The sequence below is a fragment of the Sphingobacterium sp. UBA3519 genome, assembly GCF_002377215.1.
GTDB lineage: Bacteria > Bacteroidota > Bacteroidia > Sphingobacteriales > Sphingobacteriaceae > Sphingobacterium > Sphingobacterium multivorum.
Genome location: NZ_DFPI01000011.1, coordinates 68,189 through 86,403 on the forward strand (window position 1 = coordinate 68,189; position 18,215 = coordinate 86,403).

The following is an 18,215-nucleotide window of genomic DNA, read 5'->3' on the forward strand; positions in this document are numbered from 1 at the left end:
GAATATTCATCAACCCTTGATAAAATTAATAGGATGAAAAAAGTCATCTTAATCCTGACCATTATAGTGATTGCTTTATCCTGTAGTAGGGATGATATTGTTGATTCTAAGCTGGAAGATAACCCTATAGTCACTTTCAACATTCCTGCGGATTTTCCGAGTCTAAATAATGCGTTTAAGAGCAATAAGCCAACAAAATATGGTGTTGAATTGGGGGGAAAGCTGTTTCATGAGAAAAGATTCAGTGGAAATAATACGATATCATGTGCCAGTTGCCATAACCCCGCATTGGCTTTTTCCGATGGAAAAATGCAGGCGGTAGGGATAGATGATCGTGTTGGATTTCGGAATACGCCGCCTTTGCAGAATTTGGCTTTTATGAAATTTTATAATTGGGATGGCAATATACTCGAACTGGAAAAGCAACCTTTAGTTCCAATTATCACGCATGAAGAGATGAACTCTTCTATCTTGGAGGTTATCGGCAAAATTAATGGGGATTTTGACTACAAAGTATTGTTCAAGAAGGCTTTTGGCGATGAGAATATTACACCTGAACGAATTTATAAAAGCATTGGACAATATGAGTATACCCTAATTTCAGCCGACAGTAAATATGACAAGGTAAAACGAGGTGAAGGGGAGCAATTCACTATTGAGGAAGAACGGGGGTATCAGCTGTTTAAATTGAAATGTGAAAGCTGCCATGCATCAGAATTATTTACCGATCAGAGTTTTAGAAATGTCGGGTTTCCGTTAAACAAACATCCAGATGAGGCCGGGCGAGCACGTATCACAGGTATTGATACAGACTATATGGCTTTTCGGGTACCTTCTTTAAGAAATGCGGAGTATACAGCGCCTTATGGAAGTTTTGGGCAGTTCCCAACGTTGAAATCTGTGCTGGATTATTTCGACAAGGGTGTTTTGGATGCAGCTAACCTTGATCCGATTTTGAAAGAAAATGGAAAAAGAATTCCTATGACAGAAGAAGAAAAGGAAGCGATCATCGCTTTTATTAAAACATTAAGTGATCCGAAATTTGTAGGCAAATAATGCTGATTTACGAATAGAAGAGATCAACCAATTGCTTCGTTTCCTTTACATCATGTACGCGGAGAATTTGTACACCTCTTTCGAGAAGTAGCGTATTTAAAGCAGTGGTGCCGTTTAAAGCTTCCTGGGCAGTGATTCCGATTTTTTTATAAATCATGGATTTACGGGATATTCCGCCCAAAATTGGTAATTCAAAGTAATGAAGTTCATTGACACGATAGAGTAACTCATAGTTTTGTTCCACTGTCTTTGCAAAACCAAATCCCGGATCAAGAATAATATCTTTCACCCCCATACTTCTTAGCGTCGCAATGCGGTCACCTAAAAAGGTGGCTACGTCAGTTACAATATCGTTGTAATCGGTTTTTTCCTGCATATTTTCGGGAATACCGCGCATATGCATGAGAATATACGGAACTTGATATTTTGCTACCGTGGCGAACATGTTATCGTCGAGTGTACCTCCCGAAACATCATTTATGATGTGCACTCCCGCATCGATTGCCGCAGCGGCAACGTCTGCCCTAAAGGTATCTATTGATAAAATTGCGTCAGGAAATGCAGTTTTAATCGCCCGAATAGCAGGAAGAGCTCGATCCATTTCCTCCTGTGATGAAATCAATGGAGCACCTGGACGTGAGGAATAGGCGCCAATATCAAGGATTTGAGCACCTTCAAGCAATAGCTTCTTGGCTTTCTCTACCGCAAGTTCGACGGTTGTATTGTCGCCACCATCATAAAATGAATCTGGAGTCACATTGAGTATCCCCATAATAATGGGCTTTTCGAAAGCCATTAAGGTACCATCGACCAGTATGGAATGACAGGGTGAAGGCTGGAATATTTTCATCAGAACAATGCTAGGCTTGGTGAGAAGGGCTTATTTGACAACCAAAACGCCGTCGGCAATAATGCTAATATCTTTTTTAGGTTGAGTAATCTGATCTATTTCAGCCTGTGATTTACCCAGATCCTTTGCCGCATGTTGTAACGACGCTACGGAAACTTCTTTTTTCTTCGCAATACCCTCGACAACAACCGTTTTACCGACAATGTCTGCTGGCATGAAGAAACCATAGTCCTTAAAACGAACGGTAATAGGCTCTTCACCTTCCCGTTGCAACGTCATGAAACAGCCTTTTTTCTTACATACCTCAACGACCTTACCGGCTACCTTTCCGTTGAATGCGTTCTTTTGCGTAAGTTCTTTTTCAAGCTTTGCTACTGAAATCGCATTGGACGCAGAGATTTCTTTCCCATATTTTACACCAGGTTTGGCGCCGGGAATATCCTTTTGCTGTGCCAAAGATATATTGGTAACAGCAAAGGCTAATGCAAAAAATAAAACGATCTTTTTCATGCTATTTTCTAATAAATTCAAATTTACCACTAGGGTCCAGCTTCATGACAGTAGATGATTTCCCATCTGTTGTTACGTTTCTGTCATAGGTAACAATATAGTCTACCCCATCCTTGATGGCATCCGATATTTCGTCAAAATCTTTTGCCGTTGGCTCACCACTGATATTTGCCGAAGTTGAAATGATCGGTTTGCGAAACCGTTGCAAAAGCTGTTCACAAAAAGGGTGTTTGACAATTCGAATGCCAATTGAACCGTCCTCAGCAATTGCATTGGGCGCAAGATTTTTGGCATTCGAATAGACAATTGTCAAGGGTTTTTCTGTATATTCAATAAGTTGATAAGCCACATCCGGGATTTCATTGACATAACTCGCTAATTGATTGTCGTTGTGTAAAAGGACGATCAGACTTTTGGATTTATCTCTTCCTTTTAGTTGGAAAACTTTCTCCACGGCTTCTGGATTGGTGGCATCACAGCCTATCCCCCAAATGGTGTCGGTGGGGTATAGAATTAATCCGCCGTTTTTTAACGTCTCCAAGGCCTTATTCAAATCCTCACGATCTACGAATGCACTCATCTTATCTTTATACTAGTTTTAACTTTATACAGCTACATTATGATCACGTAGTGCGTCATTTAATGAAGTCTTTTTGTCTGTAGACTCTTTACGTTGACCAATGATCAAAGCGCAAGGAACTTGGTATTCCCCCGCTGCAAATTTCTTGGTGTAAGAACCCGGAATAACAACAGAGCGGGCAGGTACATAACCTTTATATTCTACAGGTTCAGGTCCCGTAACGTCGATAATTTTTGTTGAGGCTGTCAATACAACATTGGCACCTAATACAGCCTCTTTTTCTACACGAATGCCTTCTACTACGATCGCTCTTGAACCGATAAAAACATTGTCCTCAATAATAACCGGGGCTGCTTGTACCGGCTCCAATACACCTCCAATTCCGACGCCGCCACTTAAGTGTACATGTTTCCCAATTTGCGCACAAGAGCCAACAGTTGCCCAGGTATCCACCATGGTACCTTCGTCTACATAAGCACCGATATTAACGTAAGAAGGCATCATAATCACTCCTTTAGCCAAATATGCACCTAAACGAGCGGAAGCTCCAGGTACAACACGTACACCTGTGTGCTTGTAGTCTGTTTTTAATTTCATTTTATCATGAAACACAAAAGGACCTGCAGTCATTTCGCGCATATCATTGATTGGAAAATATAAGATGACCGCTTTTTTTATCCAATCATTTACATGCCATCTTGTACCGATCATCTCAGCCACACGGATTTCACCGCTATCCAACTTCATGATAACAGCGCGGATCGCTTCTGTATATTCTTTATACTCCAATAATTGTCTATCTTCCCAAGCTTCCTCAATCAATTTTTTAAGTGGCTCTACCATATTATTTGTTTGCTTATTTGAATTAGTTTATTTTGATGTACAAACTTAGATAAAGTTGCAGTTAAAAGCAACTTTATCCATGGCTCCTTGTGCTTTAAGCATATATTTATAACGGAAATATGTTAATTTACCTGGAAGGGGCCCCGATAGTTTCTGAATATAATTATTTTTGTAAATATGGCTGGAACATCAGAAAAATTGAGAATTGATAAATATTTGTGGTCAATTCGCTTATTTAAGACAAGAACCTTGGCAACAGAGGCCTGTAAGGCTGGACGAGTAAAACTCAAAGGCCAAAATATAAAACCCTCTTATGAAGTTAAGATCGGAGATGTATACCATATCCAAAAGGGAATTGAAAAAAAAGTGGTGCAGGTGACAGGTCTTTTAGACCGTCGTGTTGACGCCAAGACTGCTGTTCAATTCTACGAAGATCAGACGCCTGTAGAAGAAACGGTAGGGTTTAAATCCGTATTTCATGCTCCTGTCCTAAAACGCGATCGCGGTACAGGGCGTCCTACGAAAAAAGACCGTCGTGAGATAGATGATTTACAATCTTCAGAATGGTGGGAGAAAGAAGATGAATAAGCTCAAGATAAGTGCTGTGATAATTGCGGGAGCCCTGTTGGCTATCTCCTGTAAGTCGTATAAAAAATCTGTAAACGTGACAGAGGGCGGATTTGTTTTGGCGATCCATGGTGGAGCGGGGACGATCTTGAAAAAGAATATGACAGATTCGATGGAACAAGCTTATCGGATTGTCTTAGAGCAAGCACTTCGTATAGGCTACCAAAAGTTGCAAGAAGGTAAATCCAGTTTGGATGCCGTCGAATCGGCTATCCATGTGATGGAAGACTCACCTTTGTTTAATGCAGGGAAAGGAGCGGTTTTTACACATGACGGACGCAACGAGCTGGATGCCTCCATTATGGATGGTAAATCCTTGGCTGCGGGCGCAGTTGCAGGAGTGACGACGATCAAAAATCCAATCTCAGCAGCAAAAGCGGTGATGGAACAGTCTGAGCACGTTATGATGGTGGGGAAAGGTGCCGAAGAATTTGCAAGAAAAGTGGGGCTAACCATCGTAGATCCTTCTTATTTTTGGACTAAAGCACGTTGGGATGCTTTGCAGAAAGTGAACAGGGAGGACAGTACGCAAACACAACTAGATCACGATCAAAAACAAAGCTCACGTTTAGGAATCATCAATAAGGATGCTAAATTTGGTACAGTTGGTTGTGTTGCTTTGGATAAAGCAGGTAACCTGGCCGCCGGTACATCTACAGGAGGGATGACAAACAAGAAGTTTGGACGTGTCGGAGATTCGCCAATTATTGGTGCTGGAACGTATGCGAACAATAATACCTGTGCTGTTTCCTGTACTGGATGGGGAGAATATTATATCCGCACCGTGGCTGCATATTCGGTGTCGGCTTTAATGGAATACAAAGGTGAACATGTTGATAAGGCGAGCCGGCAAGTGATCGATCGGATTGGTGAAATGGGCGGAAATGGCGGCCTGATCGCACTGGATAAAAATGGACATGTTGCTATGCCTTTTAATACTGCCGGGATGTACCGGGGTACCGTGACCAAAGACGGTAAGATAACAGTAGAAATTTATAAATAGCCAGCACAGCTGTTTTCATCATCATAATATATCCCAAGGGATCAATATAACATATTAACCCCTTGGGATAAATTTTGTTAACTATTTTTTATTGAACAGCGATTACGGCCTATACTATTTAAATTGCCGTCAGGTATTGTTCAATCTCATCAAATTGGATATCGCCATGGGAAGCATCATATAGACTTTCTTTTCCTTCAACAATCAGTATCTGAGGGGATTGATGTGTTACATTCCAACGTTGGGCAATCTCATTTGATAATGGACGGTAGCGCAAAAGATCTAAAAGATAGATTGCATAATCATGGTCTGACGTCGCAGACATACGCTCAAGACTGCGCTTAGCCATATTGCTGATACCACAAGTCGTGCTATGTTTAAAGATGGCTGCAACTTTATCAGATTGATAAAGCTCCTGTAACTGTTCCTCTGTATTTAATTCTATCCAGTTAATCATATTATAGTTCTGTAAATTTTTTCTGTTCTACTTGTACAAAAGACGAAATAGCGGAGAATATACAACTCTTTTGGTCATTGCTTGTCGAATTGAAGAAACTAGGTAAACGTATACCATCGCCAATCTCCTTATATTTGCTCACTTCATAAGTGTTTTTTTCGCCCTTATCTGTGTATTCGTAACGTACAATCTCACCGGTATTTTGATCAATGTAAAGCAAACCATCCATCTTTGAACCAAAGATAGGGCCTGACGAGCTGATAGTTGCTATCGTTAATTTTTGTCCAGCGCTGAAACTTTCCTTCTGACTTTTTAGCTGCACATTCTTCTGTCCGATCAAGGTGGGTAAAAGTAGTAGATTGAGATCCGAAAATAGCTGGTTTTTAATTGACTTTTTTAGCTCTGGCCCATCTCCAGCTATATTCCCTTCAATAAAGAGTTTATCGGCCCCTGGATTCTTAAAATTAAACAGATAGGTCACCTGATCTGTGGCGCTATAGCCGTCAAATCGACATGCTCCGGTGCTGCGATTGAACAAGAATTTTCGCTCTTCTTTTGACAATTGGTCGGAGATGGTATTTCCCTTTGCTGAGAATGCCAAATATTGCAAAGAATCCCATTTTTCCTGGCCACCAATACTTTGCCAAATCTGCTTGTTTAGACTATCGTCTTGCGCCACTAGATCCAGCTGACAGAATAACGTCAGCATAACGACCAAGAGTACATTCGATAATGTTTTCATAATCCTATTTTTTTAAGAAACAATCATCAAGTAAGCCGTATCAAAATTGATCGGGATAAACTTCATCATTGCGTCATTGTCTATAAAACTATCGATTGTTGTACATCTGATTTACAATACAATCAAAACAATTCAATAACAATTTATTCCAGTGAAAAAATAAAAATCGATTAATAAGATAACTGAATATGTTATTAATCGATTTGTATAAAATATAAGTAACTGAGTAATAAGCTGTGCTCAGTAATACTTTTCATCATTGAATGGTAGGCAAAATTAATACCAAACTAGAATTTTTTGGCAATATGAGCCATTTGTATTGCTGTAATAGCAGCTTCTTCACCTTTGTTGCCATGTTTTCCACCAGCACGATCCAATGCTTGCTGAAGGTTATCAGTAGTTAATACACCAAAAATGGCCGGTTTATTGTATTTGAGCCCTACATTGGCAATGCCATTTGCAACTGCATCGCAGATAAAATCAAAGTGTCTCGTCTCACCCTGAATGACGCAGCCTAAACAAATAACAGCATCAAAATTCTGGTTTCTGAACACAAGATCTGCTCCCGAAATTAATTCGAAACTTCCAGGAACCTCGATGACTTGGATATTTTTTTCTTGAGCGCCATGCTTCTCTAAGCCTGTAATTGCACCATTCAATAATGCACCTGTGATTTCTGCATTCCATTGTGCAACAACGATTGCAAATTTGAATGGACTTGCATCCGCAACCTGAATATGCGAAAAGTCGGATAAATTTTTAATGCTACTTGCCATAATAGGAACAAAGATAGTGATTTTAGATGGTCACAAAAAAAGAGGCTATCAAATAGCCTCTTTTTAGTATATTTTTATAATTATTCTATTATAAATGTGCTTGTACACGGCCTAATAAACCATCAATTGTTGAAGCTTCTTGGCTCTCCGGAAAATCTGTTTTAATCTTTTTGTAAGCTGTCTCTGCACTTTTGTAGTCATTTTGGGCTTCATATACAAGTCCTAGTTTTTTCAAAAAGAGTGGAGTTGTATACGAGTTGCTTGATTTTTCAGAAGCCTGCTTATAGTAGTCTGCAGCTTTTTTGTAGTCTTTTAATTCTGAATAAGCATCACCTGTTAAACCAATTACGAGTGGATCTAGAATTTGACTTCCTGTCGGAGCATATTTTTCAAGCGCTTTTGCAGCTTCATCGAATTTACCTTGACGCAAATACAAACCTCCTAAATATGCGTTTGCAATATTTGCGGATTTTGTATTGGAATATTCGTCCGCAATTTGTTTAAATCCAAGAAATGCACCATCGCCCATGATTGCTTTGCTTTGTAACGAATCAATTGTAGCAAGCTGTTCTGCTTTGTACATACGATTCGAAGCTTCTTCTGCTCTTGGATCTAGATAAAGCTTTTGATAACCAAAATAAAGTAAGATCAATACAACGATACCACCTAAAATGAACACGACACTTTTTTGGTTATCTTGAAAAAAAGATCCTTTTAAAGGTTTGAAACCTTGATTTGTATTATTTGTGTTTTTAGACATTACTAATCAGTAAAATATGGATTGCAAAAATACACTTTTCGAGCAAATTTGCAAGTGTTTTGCAAATTTTAACGTGAATTAACTTTGGTTTTCCGACTCATTCGATAGTTCAATTTCCTTATCTAGCTGTTCGTAGATGGAGTTTTTACTTTTGAATTCAGGTACAATAATTTTCATTTGATAGACAACTTCGTTTTTGTTCTGCGTCGCTAAACGCTGTTGCAATTCTCCGATTTTCATACACACCCTATCATAATTATTTTCTCTGACTTTGGCGATCATGATTTTCTCGTGGTGCGTCGGTAAGGTATTCTCTAAATCATTTAGTAATTCCTCATATAGTTTTTCACCAGGCCTTAATCCCGTGAATTTTATTTCAATATCTTCATTCGGTTTAAATCCCGAAAGGCGAATCATTTTTTTAGCTAGCTCTACTATTTTTACAGATTTACCCATATCAAAGACAAAAATTTCGCCACCTTGTCCCATTGTTCCAGCTTCAAGGACTAGTCGGCATGCTTCGGGAATGGTCATAAAATACCGTGTAATTTCTGGATGAGTAACGGTTACAGGGCCACCTTTTTGAATCTGGTCCCTGAATCGGGGGATAACAGATCCATTGGAGCCTAAGACATTGCCAAAGCGTGTTGTTATAAATTTGGTGTGAACACTTGCCCCCAATGTATTTTCCAAATGATTGTTTAACGATTGTACATAGATTTCTGCGATACGTTTTGTCGCCCCCATGATATTCGTGGGATTTACAGCTTTATCGGTAGAGACAAAGACAAATTTTTCAACCTGAAATTCTACGGCTAAATCCGCCAAATTCTTTGTTCCCATAACATTGGTCTGTACCGCTTCCAAAGGATGGTTTTCCATCATTGGCACATGTTTGTATGCTGCCGCATGATAAACATAGTGCGGCTTGAACGTGTCAAAAAGCAATTGCATCCTTTTTGTACTTCGGACGTCTGCTATATAAGTATGATAGACTTGATTTGGGAATTCATCTTGAAGGTCAAGCTGGAGATTATGTAAGGGGGACTCTGCTTGGTCACAAAGAATAATCATCTGGGGCTCGTATCTTCCCAATTGGGTTGCAATTTCACTTCCGATAGAACCGGCTGCTCCAGTAACAAGGATTCTTTTGCCCTTCGTCTGGCTTAAGATGTGGTCGTCGTTAATCTTGATCGGCTCCCTTTCCAACAAATCTTCAATTTTTATTTTCTGAATCTGATTGGGGTTAAGGTCGCCATTCATGATCTTTTTAACGGGCGGAAGTGTTAAAATATTGACGTTTTTTTCGAGCGCGACATCTGTTATTTCATTTTTGCGGTCCGAAGGGATGTTGTGTGACGCGATGATGACCTCTTCAATATTTAGTGTGTTGATGAGGTGGCTAAACTTTTGAGAAGAGTAAATTTTGGTCCCATCAATTACTTTGTTGATTTTTTGATCATTATCATCCAAGAATCCTACAATAGCATTTTTGGAACGTACATCATGGTCTAAGGTTCTTTTTACAGCAATCCCCAAATCACCAGCTCCGTAGATCAGTGTTTTTTTTCTGGAACCGTTGACTTTTTTGGTGTATAGAAAGAAAATCTTAATAATTGTTCTATATACAGTTAAAATAAGGAAGGAGAATAGGGCAAAGAAGATAATGAGTGCCGTTGGAATGTTGCGCTCGATTTCATTTGCTTGGATAACTAGTTTTATAACGAGGAGAACAAACACACTGAATGTTATCGTTGATAATATACGTATGGAATCGATGGCGCTTGTGTAACGCACGATCCCAGTATACATTTTAAAGAGATAGAACGACAAAGAACATACACCGATAAATAAAATGTAACGAATGCTAAAATTAATATCGAGTAAAAAATCGAAATTAAAATCATAATAAATGACATTTGCGAGGAGATAAGCGACGGATACACTAAAGATGTCCAATAAAAAAATGATCCACCGTGGCACTATATTGACTTTACTGAGCATGGTATTATATCTGATTAATTTAAAACAAATGTAGATAAATTTGTTTCATTCCAAAGCTGTGCCAAACCAAATTTATCTTCGTTTGATAAGATTGATTATTTATTGTAATTTTAGCTAACGATCAATTTTACAAGATGAATGAGTTAGGAAAGCTTGCGAGTCAGGCTATGATTTCTCCAAAAGAGATGCTGTTTGAGAAGAAAAAGAATGCAAAAAGTTTATTTATTGGCATTCCAAAAGAAATCTCGCTTCAGGAAAAGCGAATTTGCCTGACACCATTAGCGGTTGCATTATTGGTAGAAAATGGGCACGAAGTAATCATTGAGACGGGAGCAGGAGCAGGAGCCAATTTTTTGGATCACCATTATAGTGAGCAGGGAGCCCGTATTGTATCTTCAAGAGAAGAAGTGTACCAAGCGGATCTGATCATCAAGGTTGGCAGCCCTGTAATTAGTGAAGTCAAGCTGATGAAAGAAAGACAGCTTTTATTATCTTCTCAGCAACCTTCACTTATGAACTTGGATGTCTTAAAGGCATTAATGCATAAAAAAATTACCGCAATTTCTTACGAATATTTAAGAGATGAGGGCGGTTGCCTAGCTGTGGTTCGTGCTATGAGTGAAATCGTAGGGGCGACGGCAACTTTAATTGCTGGAGAGTATCTGAGCAATGCATTTGGAGGCAAGGGACTGATGCTCGGCGGCGTTACCGGGGTAGCCTCGACCGAAGTTGTTATTATCGGCGCAGGGACCGTTGGTGAACAAGCTGCTCGGACGGCTTTGGCGCTAGGAGCAGAGGTAAAAGTATTTGATAATTCGATTTATAAACTTAGACGCCTACAAAATAACCTGGGTAGTCTTGTGTTTACATCTGTTATACAACCTATTATTTTAAACAAAGCCGTGATCAGTTCAGACGTTGTTATCGGTGCTTTACGAGCGCTTAATGGACGTTCCGCTTGCGTGATTTCGGAAGAGACCGTTTCTAAAATGAAACCCAATTCCGTTATTATAGATGTAAGCATTGATCAAGGGGGCAATTTTGAAACTTCGGAGGTGACCTCTCACGATAAACCTATCTTTCGGAAATTTGATGTTATTCACTATTGTGTTCCTAATATAGCGTCTCGGGTAGCGCGAACAGCCACCTATGCCATGAGCAATATCTTCACTTCGATTTTACTCGATTTTGCTGAACTCGGGGGATTGAAAAATGCCATTTGGAAGAACCCTGGTATTCGAAGTTCCATTTATTTGTATCAAGGTAATCTGACGAATATAGATATGGCCTCCAGGTTTAATATGACAGCAAAGGATTTAGATTTATTAGTCGTCTCTTCGTTATAAATTCTAAGCGTATCCAGCTGCTTCTTGATCTACTCCATGCAGATGTTGCATGTAAAATGGAAGGATATTTCTAGTAAATATAATTTTGCGATCTTTTTTAAATGTTATTTAAATGAAAAAAGTTTTTATGATTTTATGTTCCTTGATCTCGCTTGTTAAAGCGCAGGAGGCAATCAACCTTTATGCAGATTCTATTCCAAATGCGACTGATAAAGAGCAGGTAAATTTAGAAAAGAACGTCCCCAAGCTATTTGCCTATACAGCAGATAAAAGTGTCGATAAAAATATCGCCGTACTGGTTATTCCTGGGGGCGGGTATGCTCATATCGCAATGGATCATGAGGGACATGCCGTTGCTAAAGAGTTGGTGAAAAATGGGTATTCGGCATATGTTTTGCAATATCGATTGCCTTCGCCGAATATCATGCGTGACAAATCTATAGGGCCTCTTCAGGACGCGCAGCGGGCAATGCAATTGATCAGAACCCTGCACCCCGGACTTCGAAAGGTGGGGGTTATCGGATTTTCCGCAGGCGGACATTTGGCTTCCACTTTAATAACGAAGTTTAAGAAAGACTATATAGTGAATCCTTCACATGTATCCCTAAGACCTGATTTTGCTGGATTAATTTATCCTGTAATCTCTATGCAAAATGATATCACACACAAAGGTTCGCGTATAAATCTCATCGGAGAAAACCCTTCAGAAGACCAAATCAACCTTTTTTCTTCCAATTTGCAGGTATCTCCTGAAGTTTGTCCGGTTTTCTTTGTACATGCCAAAGACGATACAGCTGTACCGATAGAAAACAGTTATAGAATGATTGCTGCTCTGGACAAGTCAAAAGTACCCAACAAGCTTTATACCTTTGAGCAAGGGGGACACGGTTTTGGATTAATTAACAAAACTTCGGATAAGTTATGGTTTGACGCATTTTTATCTTGGCTTGATACACAGGACTAAGCTATGCAATTAATGGTCAAAAGAGATCCAGTGGGATATTGTTAGGTCAACAGCCTGTTGTTTTTGTGGAATTATTTGCGATGTAATAATCGCATGTAAGTTAATCTCATTATTGCTGACGACGATTTCATAATAAAAACCTCTGAATCGGACATCTTTCACAAAAAAAGTAGACTGCTCAGCAGGACTGATTGAGATCCATTCTTGATGTATCGCGATTGGTTTTTCGCTTGCTATGCCTAAATTTTGAGCTTGCTCAACCTGTAATATATTGCTTTTTGCCAATAATTGGGCAGTATAAGGGTGCGATGGATTGCTGTACAACACATGTGGGTTGTTTTGATCCAGGATTTTGCCAGATTTCATCACAATAAGATTATCTGCCAGGGCAAGTACTTCCGTCGGATCGTGTGAAACTAAAATGACGGTTAGCCCGGTTTCTTTAACAATATCCTTGATGTCCTGTTGTAAGGTATCCCTAAAAGAGGCATCGACCTGATTGAATGGTTCATCCATAAGTAAGACTTCAGGCTCGTTGATTAGTGCACGACAGATTGCGACGCGTTGTTTTTCTCCGCCACTGATGTCGGCTACTCTTTTTTTAGCGAGGTGATCAATCCGTAGACGTTGTAATATTTCCGCAGTTTTGTCTTGTTTGCGTTTGATATCTGTGTTTGGCAATTGGGAAGCAACATTATCCCATACATTGGCATACGTATTCAAATCGTCAAAGCCTTGCGAGACTAATTTCATGGCATCATGTCCGGGGATCAGCTTGTCCTTGCGCGTCGGGACCTGCCAACCTTTATAGCGCACAATGCCACCAGTTGGTTCCAAAAGACCGTATATAAGTCTAAGCAAGGTACTTTTTCCACTACCAGATTCACCAATGATCGCTGTTATTTTTCCTTCGTCGATATCGAAAGAACTATTTTCAACAGCAAACTGCATATTGTTCTCATGAAAGGAAAAGCTCAAGTGTTCGGCATGTATAGCCGCTAATCCGGGCACATGGATATCAGTTGGAATATATTGACAAGAGGATGAATGAGCCATAGTAGGGAGTCGAAAAAAAGGTAGTTAACGAATAGAAATTTGACGTGTTGTTGCATCTAGGATGCTAATATGTATCTCTTTTGCTTCTTCAGGAAGTAAGTTGGGGATTTTCTCCGGCCACTCAACAAAGCAATAAGCACCGGAATAGAAATATTCCTCATAACCAAAATCGAATGCCTCCTGTTCATCTTTAATGCGGTAAAAATCAAAGTGATATACGGGGCCAGCTGGAGACTCATATTCATTAACAATGGAGAATGTTGGACTAGATGTACTATCTTGTACATTCAATTGTTTACACAGGTGTTTTACAAAAGTTGTCTTTCCTGCTCCCATGGAACCATATAATAGAAAAATCCGGTCCTTTGGAAAACTATTTAAAAGTGTCTGAGCCGCTTGAGATAGATCTGCTGTGGTATTTACAATAATTTCCATGTTGCAAAATTACTATTTCGGTAGGTATGTCGCAAAGGGGATAATCATTTCTTCCAGCGATATTCCACCATGTTGGAATGTTCCATTAAAGTAATTGACAAATTGATTGTAGTTGTTAGGGTAAACAAAATACGAATCTTCTTTGGCAAAAACGTATGTTGAACTTACATGAAGTTTAGGCAGCTGTGCCTCGTGGGGATTTTTGATAGCAAAAACATCTTTGTCAATATAGTTCAGGTTTTTCCCTTGCTTATATCTCAAATTTGTATTTGTGTTGCGGTCACCAACTATTTTACTTGGTTTTTTTACCCGGATCGTGCCGTGGTCGGTTGTAATGATCACACGAACTTTCTTTTGAGAGAGCCATTTTATAACCTCTAATAAAGGTGAGTGTTCAAACCATGACAATGTAAGCGAGCGATATGCCGCTTCATCGTTTGCTAATTCACGAATCATAGAGCTGTCTGTACGTGCGTGAGAAAGCATGTCAACAAAGTTATACACCAATACATTCAGTTGATTGTGCATCAAATTACCAAGATTGTCTAACACATCCTTTCCTTGTTCCAGGGTCAAAATTTTCGTGTAGGAGTGTTTTATGGACTTGCGGTAAAGTCGTTTGATCTGATCTTCCAAAAATTTATCCTCATATAAATTCTTGCCGCCTTCATCTTCATCGTTTTGCCATAATTTCGGAAAGCGTTTTTCCATTTCCAGTGGAGTTAAGCCACTAAAGATGGCATTTCTAGCATATTGTGTTGCTGTTGGTAAAATACTGTAATAGGTTATCTCCTCCTCAAGTCTAAAATAATCGGTAATGACCTCATTGATAATTTTCCATTGATCGAAACGCAAATTGTCTATTAGAAAGAAAAATGTCGGAATATGATCTTCTATGGTCGGAAATACCTTCTTCTTAAATAGCTGGTGGGATAGAATGGGCGCGTTTTCGGGACGATTAATCCATTGTATATAGTTGTTTTCAATAAATTTTGAGAATTGCATGTTTGCTTCGGATTTTTGCATCGTCAGAATTTCATGCATATTGTTATCTTCAAGCTTTTCGAGAGACAATTCCCAGTAGACCAATTTTTTGTAGACTTCTGACCATTGATTGAAATCCAAATTGTCATTTAGAATCATCCCTAAATTGCGGAAGTCTTGTTGATAGGCCATGGATGTTTTCTCATTGACAAGACGCTTGTTCTCCGTTAATTTTTTAATTGTCATCAAGATCTGCTTGGGGTTGACCGGCTTGATCAGATAATCATCTATTTTGGAGCCGATGGCATCTTCCATGACATGTTCTTCTTCGTTTTTTGTAACCAGAACAACAGGGACAGTAGGGTTGATCGATTTGAGTATAGCAAGTGTTTCGAGCCCGGTTAGCCCAGGCATATTTTCGTCTAGGAAAACGAGGTGGAAAAAACCATTCTTAAAGGCTTCAACGGCATCATTTCCATTGTTGACCGTGTCAACTTTGTAACCTTTGCTTTCTAAAAATAATATGTGTGGTTTTAGAAAGTCAATCTCATCGTCAGCCCAAAGGATATGTGTTTTTTGCATCTTGTTATTATATGTCTATTAGTAGAGGGGAGGATCGGATTTTCGATCTCATGCTAACATAAGCAAATATCGTGCTTTAGATTTTATTTTTAACATTTCTTAACGGTGAACTAACTATCTTTGTTTTAAGTTTATACTAGTGTTACCCAAGGCTTCGTAATTAAAGCGCTCGGTTTCATAATTTATAGTGTTGATGATCGTATTAATTTGTCGCCACGTTGAACAAAAATAAAATTATTAATGATCCGGTATATGGATTTGTCGCTATTCCTACAGGATTGGTCTTCGACTTAGTGCAACATCCTTATTTTCAAAGGCTCCGCTATATTAAGCAGGTGAGCATGACGCATCTTGTCTATCCCGGAGCTTTACATACTCGTTTTCAGCACGCCATAGGGGCGATGCATTTGATGTCAATGGCTTTGGAAACTTTGCGGAGTAAAGGTGTCATCATTTCTGCGGATGAAGAGGAGGCTGTTCTTTCGGCAATTTTACTGCATGATATCGGTCATGGTCCTTTTTCCCATTCTTTGGAGCATAGTTTGATTGAAGGAGTTTCACATGAGTTATTGTCCTCCCTGTTGATGGATCGTATCAACCAGGATTTGGACGGAAGGTTAAGCTTGGCAATTACAATCTTTAACAATAAATATGAACGCAGATTTCTCCATCAATTGGTGTCGAGCCAATTGGACGTTGATCGAATGGATTACCTCAATAGAGATAGTTTTTTTACCGGTGTATCGGAAGGCGTGATCTCATTTGATCGTATCATAAAAATGCTCAATGTCGTGGCGGATGAAATCGTGGTGGAATATAAAGGGCTGTATTCTGTGGAGAAATTCCTGATTGCACGACGGCTCATGTATTGGCAAGTCTATTTACATAAGACCGTTATCGGTGCTGAACAATTATTGATTAAAATTCTGCAGCGGGCAAAATATTTAACGGCTACTGGTCATAAGCTCTTTTCTACCCCGGCTTTTCATTGGTTTTTAAGCCAGCAGGTCAACAAAACTAATTTTTTGGATGATCCGTTACATTTGGATTGGTTTACTCGTTTAGATGATACGGATATTATGTCTGCGATAAAAACATGGGAACATCATGAGGATTCTATTTTAAGTACAATGTGCCAGCGCGTTATGAAACGTAATCTATATCGCTCTGTCATGAGCAATAAACCATTCTCGCCAGCATATGTAGATTTAGTGAAATCGAAAGTACAAGCTGAGCTGGGTGTGGCTCAGGAGGATATTCATTATTATGTATTTATGCAGGAAATTCAAAACCGTGCCTATAATTCTTCCAAGGATCAAATAAAAATATTATTGAAATCCGGTGAGCTCGTGGATATAACAGAGGCTTCTGATCTAGGGAATTTAGAAGCACTATCGAAAAATGTGGCTAAATACGCCTTATGTTATCCAAAAGAGGTGGGATATGTTGCAATTACTTCCATCAAGTAGTTATTTTTTAATAAAAAAACATAGATTTGTACCATGCAATTTACTGCTCAACAAATAGGGACATTATTAGAAGGACGGATTGAAGGAAATCCAGAAGTTACTGTAGGTAACCTTGCCAAAATTGAGGAAGGTAAAAAAGGCGATCTTTCTTTTTTGTCAAATCCAAAATATGAGCATTTTATTTATACTACTGACGCCTCGATTGTAATTGTGAATGAAGATTTACAATTGACCCAAGCAACTAAGCCGACTTTAACGATCATACGGGTGAAGAATGCATATGCTGCTTTCTCTACTATTCTGAATATGTATAATGAGTTCCGTCTTGACAAAAGCGGACGTGAGGAGCCTCATTTTATACATACTGAAGCGGAGATCGGCCAAGGAGGTTATATCGGTGCATTTGTATATATTGGACGCGGAGCTTCCATTGGAGATAACGTGAAAATTTACCCACAGGTCTATATTGGCGATAAAGTAACGATTGGAGATAATACAACACTCTATCCAGGGGTGAAGATTTATCATGATTGTAAGATTGGGAAAAATGTCGTCGTACATTCTGGTGTTGTGATCGGATCGGATGGATTTGGATTTGCACCACAAGAAGACGGAACATATAAAAAAGTACCTCAGATTGGTTATGTGCAAGTGGAGGATAATGTTGAGATCGGCGCCAATACAGTAATCGATAGAGCAACAATGGGTGCTACAATCGTGCGTGATGGTGTTAAGTTGGATAATTTGATTCAAATTGCACATAATGTTGATATTGGAAAGAATACTGTGATCGCAGCGCAAACAGGTATTTCTGGTAGCTCAAAAATTGGAGAACATGTGGTTTTAGGAGGCCAGGTTGGGGTTGTTGGTCATATTGTTGTTGCAAAGGGCTCTCAAATCCAGGCGCAATCAGGAGTGAATAGATCGATTAAAGAAGAAGGTAAAAAGTGGGGCGGTACACCGGTGATGCCTTATCAGCCCCAATTGCGTTCTAATGTGATTTTTGCACGCCTCCCTGAGTTGGAAAAACGAATCCAAGAGTTAGAAAAGTTAGTAGAAAAAAAATTGAAATAATTATTTTTCATTGAAAATAAACTGTTCTTTAATGGTGATGAAATAAGCATTCCAGGCACGGCTATGGCAACATCGATGTAGCTTAAGGGATAAATGT

General features: G+C 39.2%; 19 protein-coding genes. 7 read left to right on the plus strand and 12 right to left on the minus strand.

The annotated features are described in order from the left end of the window. The first annotated feature begins 33 nt into the window (after positions 1 to 33). On the plus strand, positions 34 to 1,056 hold the full coding sequence (locus tag B3297_RS05745) for a cytochrome-c peroxidase (protein WP_070561808.1): 1,023 nt from the start codon (positions 34 to 36) through the stop codon (positions 1,054 to 1,056). Between the two features lie 7 nt (positions 1,057 to 1,063). On the opposite strand, the gene folP is transcribed toward B3297_RS05745, so the two are convergent. Genes folP through B3297_RS05765 form a run of 4 tightly spaced genes read right to left on the minus strand, consistent with a single transcriptional unit; the run spans position 1,064 to position 3,839 of the window. Beyond that, complete coding sequence (gene folP, locus B3297_RS05750) at positions 1,064 to 1,906, minus strand: dihydropteroate synthase (RefSeq protein WP_070561722.1); 843 nt, start codon at positions 1,904 to 1,906, stop codon at positions 1,064 to 1,066. Positions 1,907 to 1,936: 30 nt separating this feature from the next. Then, entirely contained in the window at positions 1,937 to 2,416 is a 480-nt protein-coding gene (locus tag B3297_RS05755; RefSeq protein ID WP_070561720.1) for a DUF4920 domain-containing protein, read from the minus strand. Between the two features lies 1 nt (position 2,417). Continuing rightward, positions 2,418 to 2,996, minus strand: coding sequence for an L-threonylcarbamoyladenylate synthase (locus tag B3297_RS05760; protein WP_070561718.1), 579 nt, complete (start codon positions 2,994 to 2,996; stop codon positions 2,418 to 2,420). Positions 2,997 to 3,020: 24 nt separating this feature from the next. Then, positions 3,021 to 3,839, minus strand: a complete 819-nt coding sequence (locus B3297_RS05765; protein ID WP_070561716.1) for a 2,3,4,5-tetrahydropyridine-2,6-dicarboxylate N-succinyltransferase — start codon at positions 3,837 to 3,839, stop codon at positions 3,021 to 3,023. A 177-nt stretch (positions 3,840 to 4,016) separates the two neighbouring features. Between B3297_RS05765 and B3297_RS05770 the strand changes: the two genes are divergently transcribed. Beyond that, positions 4,017 to 4,427: an RNA-binding S4 domain-containing protein gene (locus B3297_RS05770; protein ID WP_070561714.1), complete on the plus strand. Its 411-nt coding sequence runs from the start codon at positions 4,017 to 4,019 to the stop codon at positions 4,425 to 4,427. Further along, positions 4,420 to 5,469, plus strand: coding sequence for an isoaspartyl peptidase/L-asparaginase family protein (locus tag B3297_RS05775; RefSeq protein WP_083295785.1), 1,050 nt, complete (start codon positions 4,420 to 4,422; stop codon positions 5,467 to 5,469). Before B3297_RS05770 ends, B3297_RS05775 begins: the two co-directional genes overlap by 8 nt. A gap of 118 nt (positions 5,470 to 5,587) precedes the next feature. Here B3297_RS05775 and ytxJ read toward each other — a convergent pair whose 3' ends face one another. The 5 genes from ytxJ to B3297_RS05800 form a co-directional block, all read right to left on the minus strand. Further along, the gene (ytxJ, locus tag B3297_RS05780; protein WP_197084070.1) at positions 5,588 to 5,926 is read right to left on the minus strand and encodes a bacillithiol system redox-active protein YtxJ; all 339 of its coding nucleotides are present in this window, start codon (positions 5,924 to 5,926) and stop codon (positions 5,588 to 5,590) included. Position 5,927: 1 nt separating this feature from the next. Further along, positions 5,928 to 6,668 carry a hypothetical protein gene (locus tag B3297_RS05785; RefSeq protein ID WP_070561712.1) on the minus strand — a complete coding sequence of 247 codons (741 nt, stop codon included), beginning with the start codon at positions 6,666 to 6,668 and terminating at the stop codon, positions 5,928 to 5,930. Between the two features lie 287 nt (positions 6,669 to 6,955). Further along, positions 6,956 to 7,444: a 6,7-dimethyl-8-ribityllumazine synthase gene (gene ribH / locus B3297_RS05790; RefSeq protein WP_070561710.1), complete on the minus strand. Its 489-nt coding sequence runs from the start codon at positions 7,442 to 7,444 to the stop codon at positions 6,956 to 6,958. 88 nt (positions 7,445 to 7,532) lie between these two features. After that, positions 7,533 to 8,204, minus strand: a complete 672-nt coding sequence (locus B3297_RS05795) for a tetratricopeptide repeat protein (protein ID WP_286778573.1) — start codon at positions 8,202 to 8,204, stop codon at positions 7,533 to 7,535. Positions 8,205 to 8,282: 78 nt separating this feature from the next. Continuing rightward, positions 8,283 to 10,208, minus strand: coding sequence for a polysaccharide biosynthesis protein (locus B3297_RS05800; protein ID WP_286778574.1), 1,926 nt, complete (start codon positions 10,206 to 10,208; stop codon positions 8,283 to 8,285). Between the two features lie 134 nt (positions 10,209 to 10,342). Between B3297_RS05800 and B3297_RS05805 the strand changes: the two genes are divergently transcribed. Further along, positions 10,343 to 11,554 carry an alanine dehydrogenase gene (locus B3297_RS05805; RefSeq protein ID WP_286767411.1) on the plus strand — a complete coding sequence of 404 codons (1,212 nt, stop codon included), beginning with the start codon at positions 10,343 to 10,345 and terminating at the stop codon, positions 11,552 to 11,554. 112 nt (positions 11,555 to 11,666) lie between these two features. Continuing rightward, entirely contained in the window at positions 11,667 to 12,518 is an 852-nt protein-coding gene (locus B3297_RS05810; protein ID WP_070561704.1) for an alpha/beta hydrolase, read from the plus strand. A 9-nt stretch (positions 12,519 to 12,527) separates the two neighbouring features. On the opposite strand, the gene B3297_RS05815 is transcribed toward B3297_RS05810, so the two are convergent. The 3 genes from B3297_RS05815 to B3297_RS05825 are packed head-to-tail and all read right to left on the minus strand — an operon-like array spanning position 12,528 to position 15,575. After that, positions 12,528 to 13,574 carry an ABC transporter ATP-binding protein gene (locus B3297_RS05815; RefSeq protein ID WP_070561701.1) on the minus strand — a complete coding sequence of 349 codons (1,047 nt, stop codon included), beginning with the start codon at positions 13,572 to 13,574 and terminating at the stop codon, positions 12,528 to 12,530. 24 nt (positions 13,575 to 13,598) lie between these two features. Continuing rightward, entirely contained in the window at positions 13,599 to 14,009 is a 411-nt protein-coding gene (gene tsaE / locus B3297_RS05820) for a tRNA (adenosine(37)-N6)-threonylcarbamoyltransferase complex ATPase subunit type 1 TsaE (protein ID WP_070561699.1), read from the minus strand. A gap of 12 nt (positions 14,010 to 14,021) precedes the next feature. Then, positions 14,022 to 15,575: a bifunctional response regulator/alkaline phosphatase family protein gene (locus B3297_RS05825; RefSeq protein ID WP_070561696.1), complete on the minus strand. Its 1,554-nt coding sequence runs from the start codon at positions 15,573 to 15,575 to the stop codon at positions 14,022 to 14,024. 218 nt (positions 15,576 to 15,793) lie between these two features. Between B3297_RS05825 and B3297_RS05830 the strand changes: the two genes are divergently transcribed. Next, positions 15,794 to 17,044, plus strand: a complete 1,251-nt coding sequence (locus B3297_RS05830) for an HD domain-containing protein (protein WP_070561694.1) — start codon at positions 15,794 to 15,796, stop codon at positions 17,042 to 17,044. A gap of 33 nt (positions 17,045 to 17,077) precedes the next feature. Continuing rightward, positions 17,078 to 18,118: a UDP-3-O-(3-hydroxymyristoyl)glucosamine N-acyltransferase gene (lpxD, locus tag B3297_RS05835; RefSeq protein ID WP_046674769.1), complete on the plus strand. Its 1,041-nt coding sequence runs from the start codon at positions 17,078 to 17,080 to the stop codon at positions 18,116 to 18,118. Positions 18,119 to 18,215 lie beyond the last annotated feature (97 nt).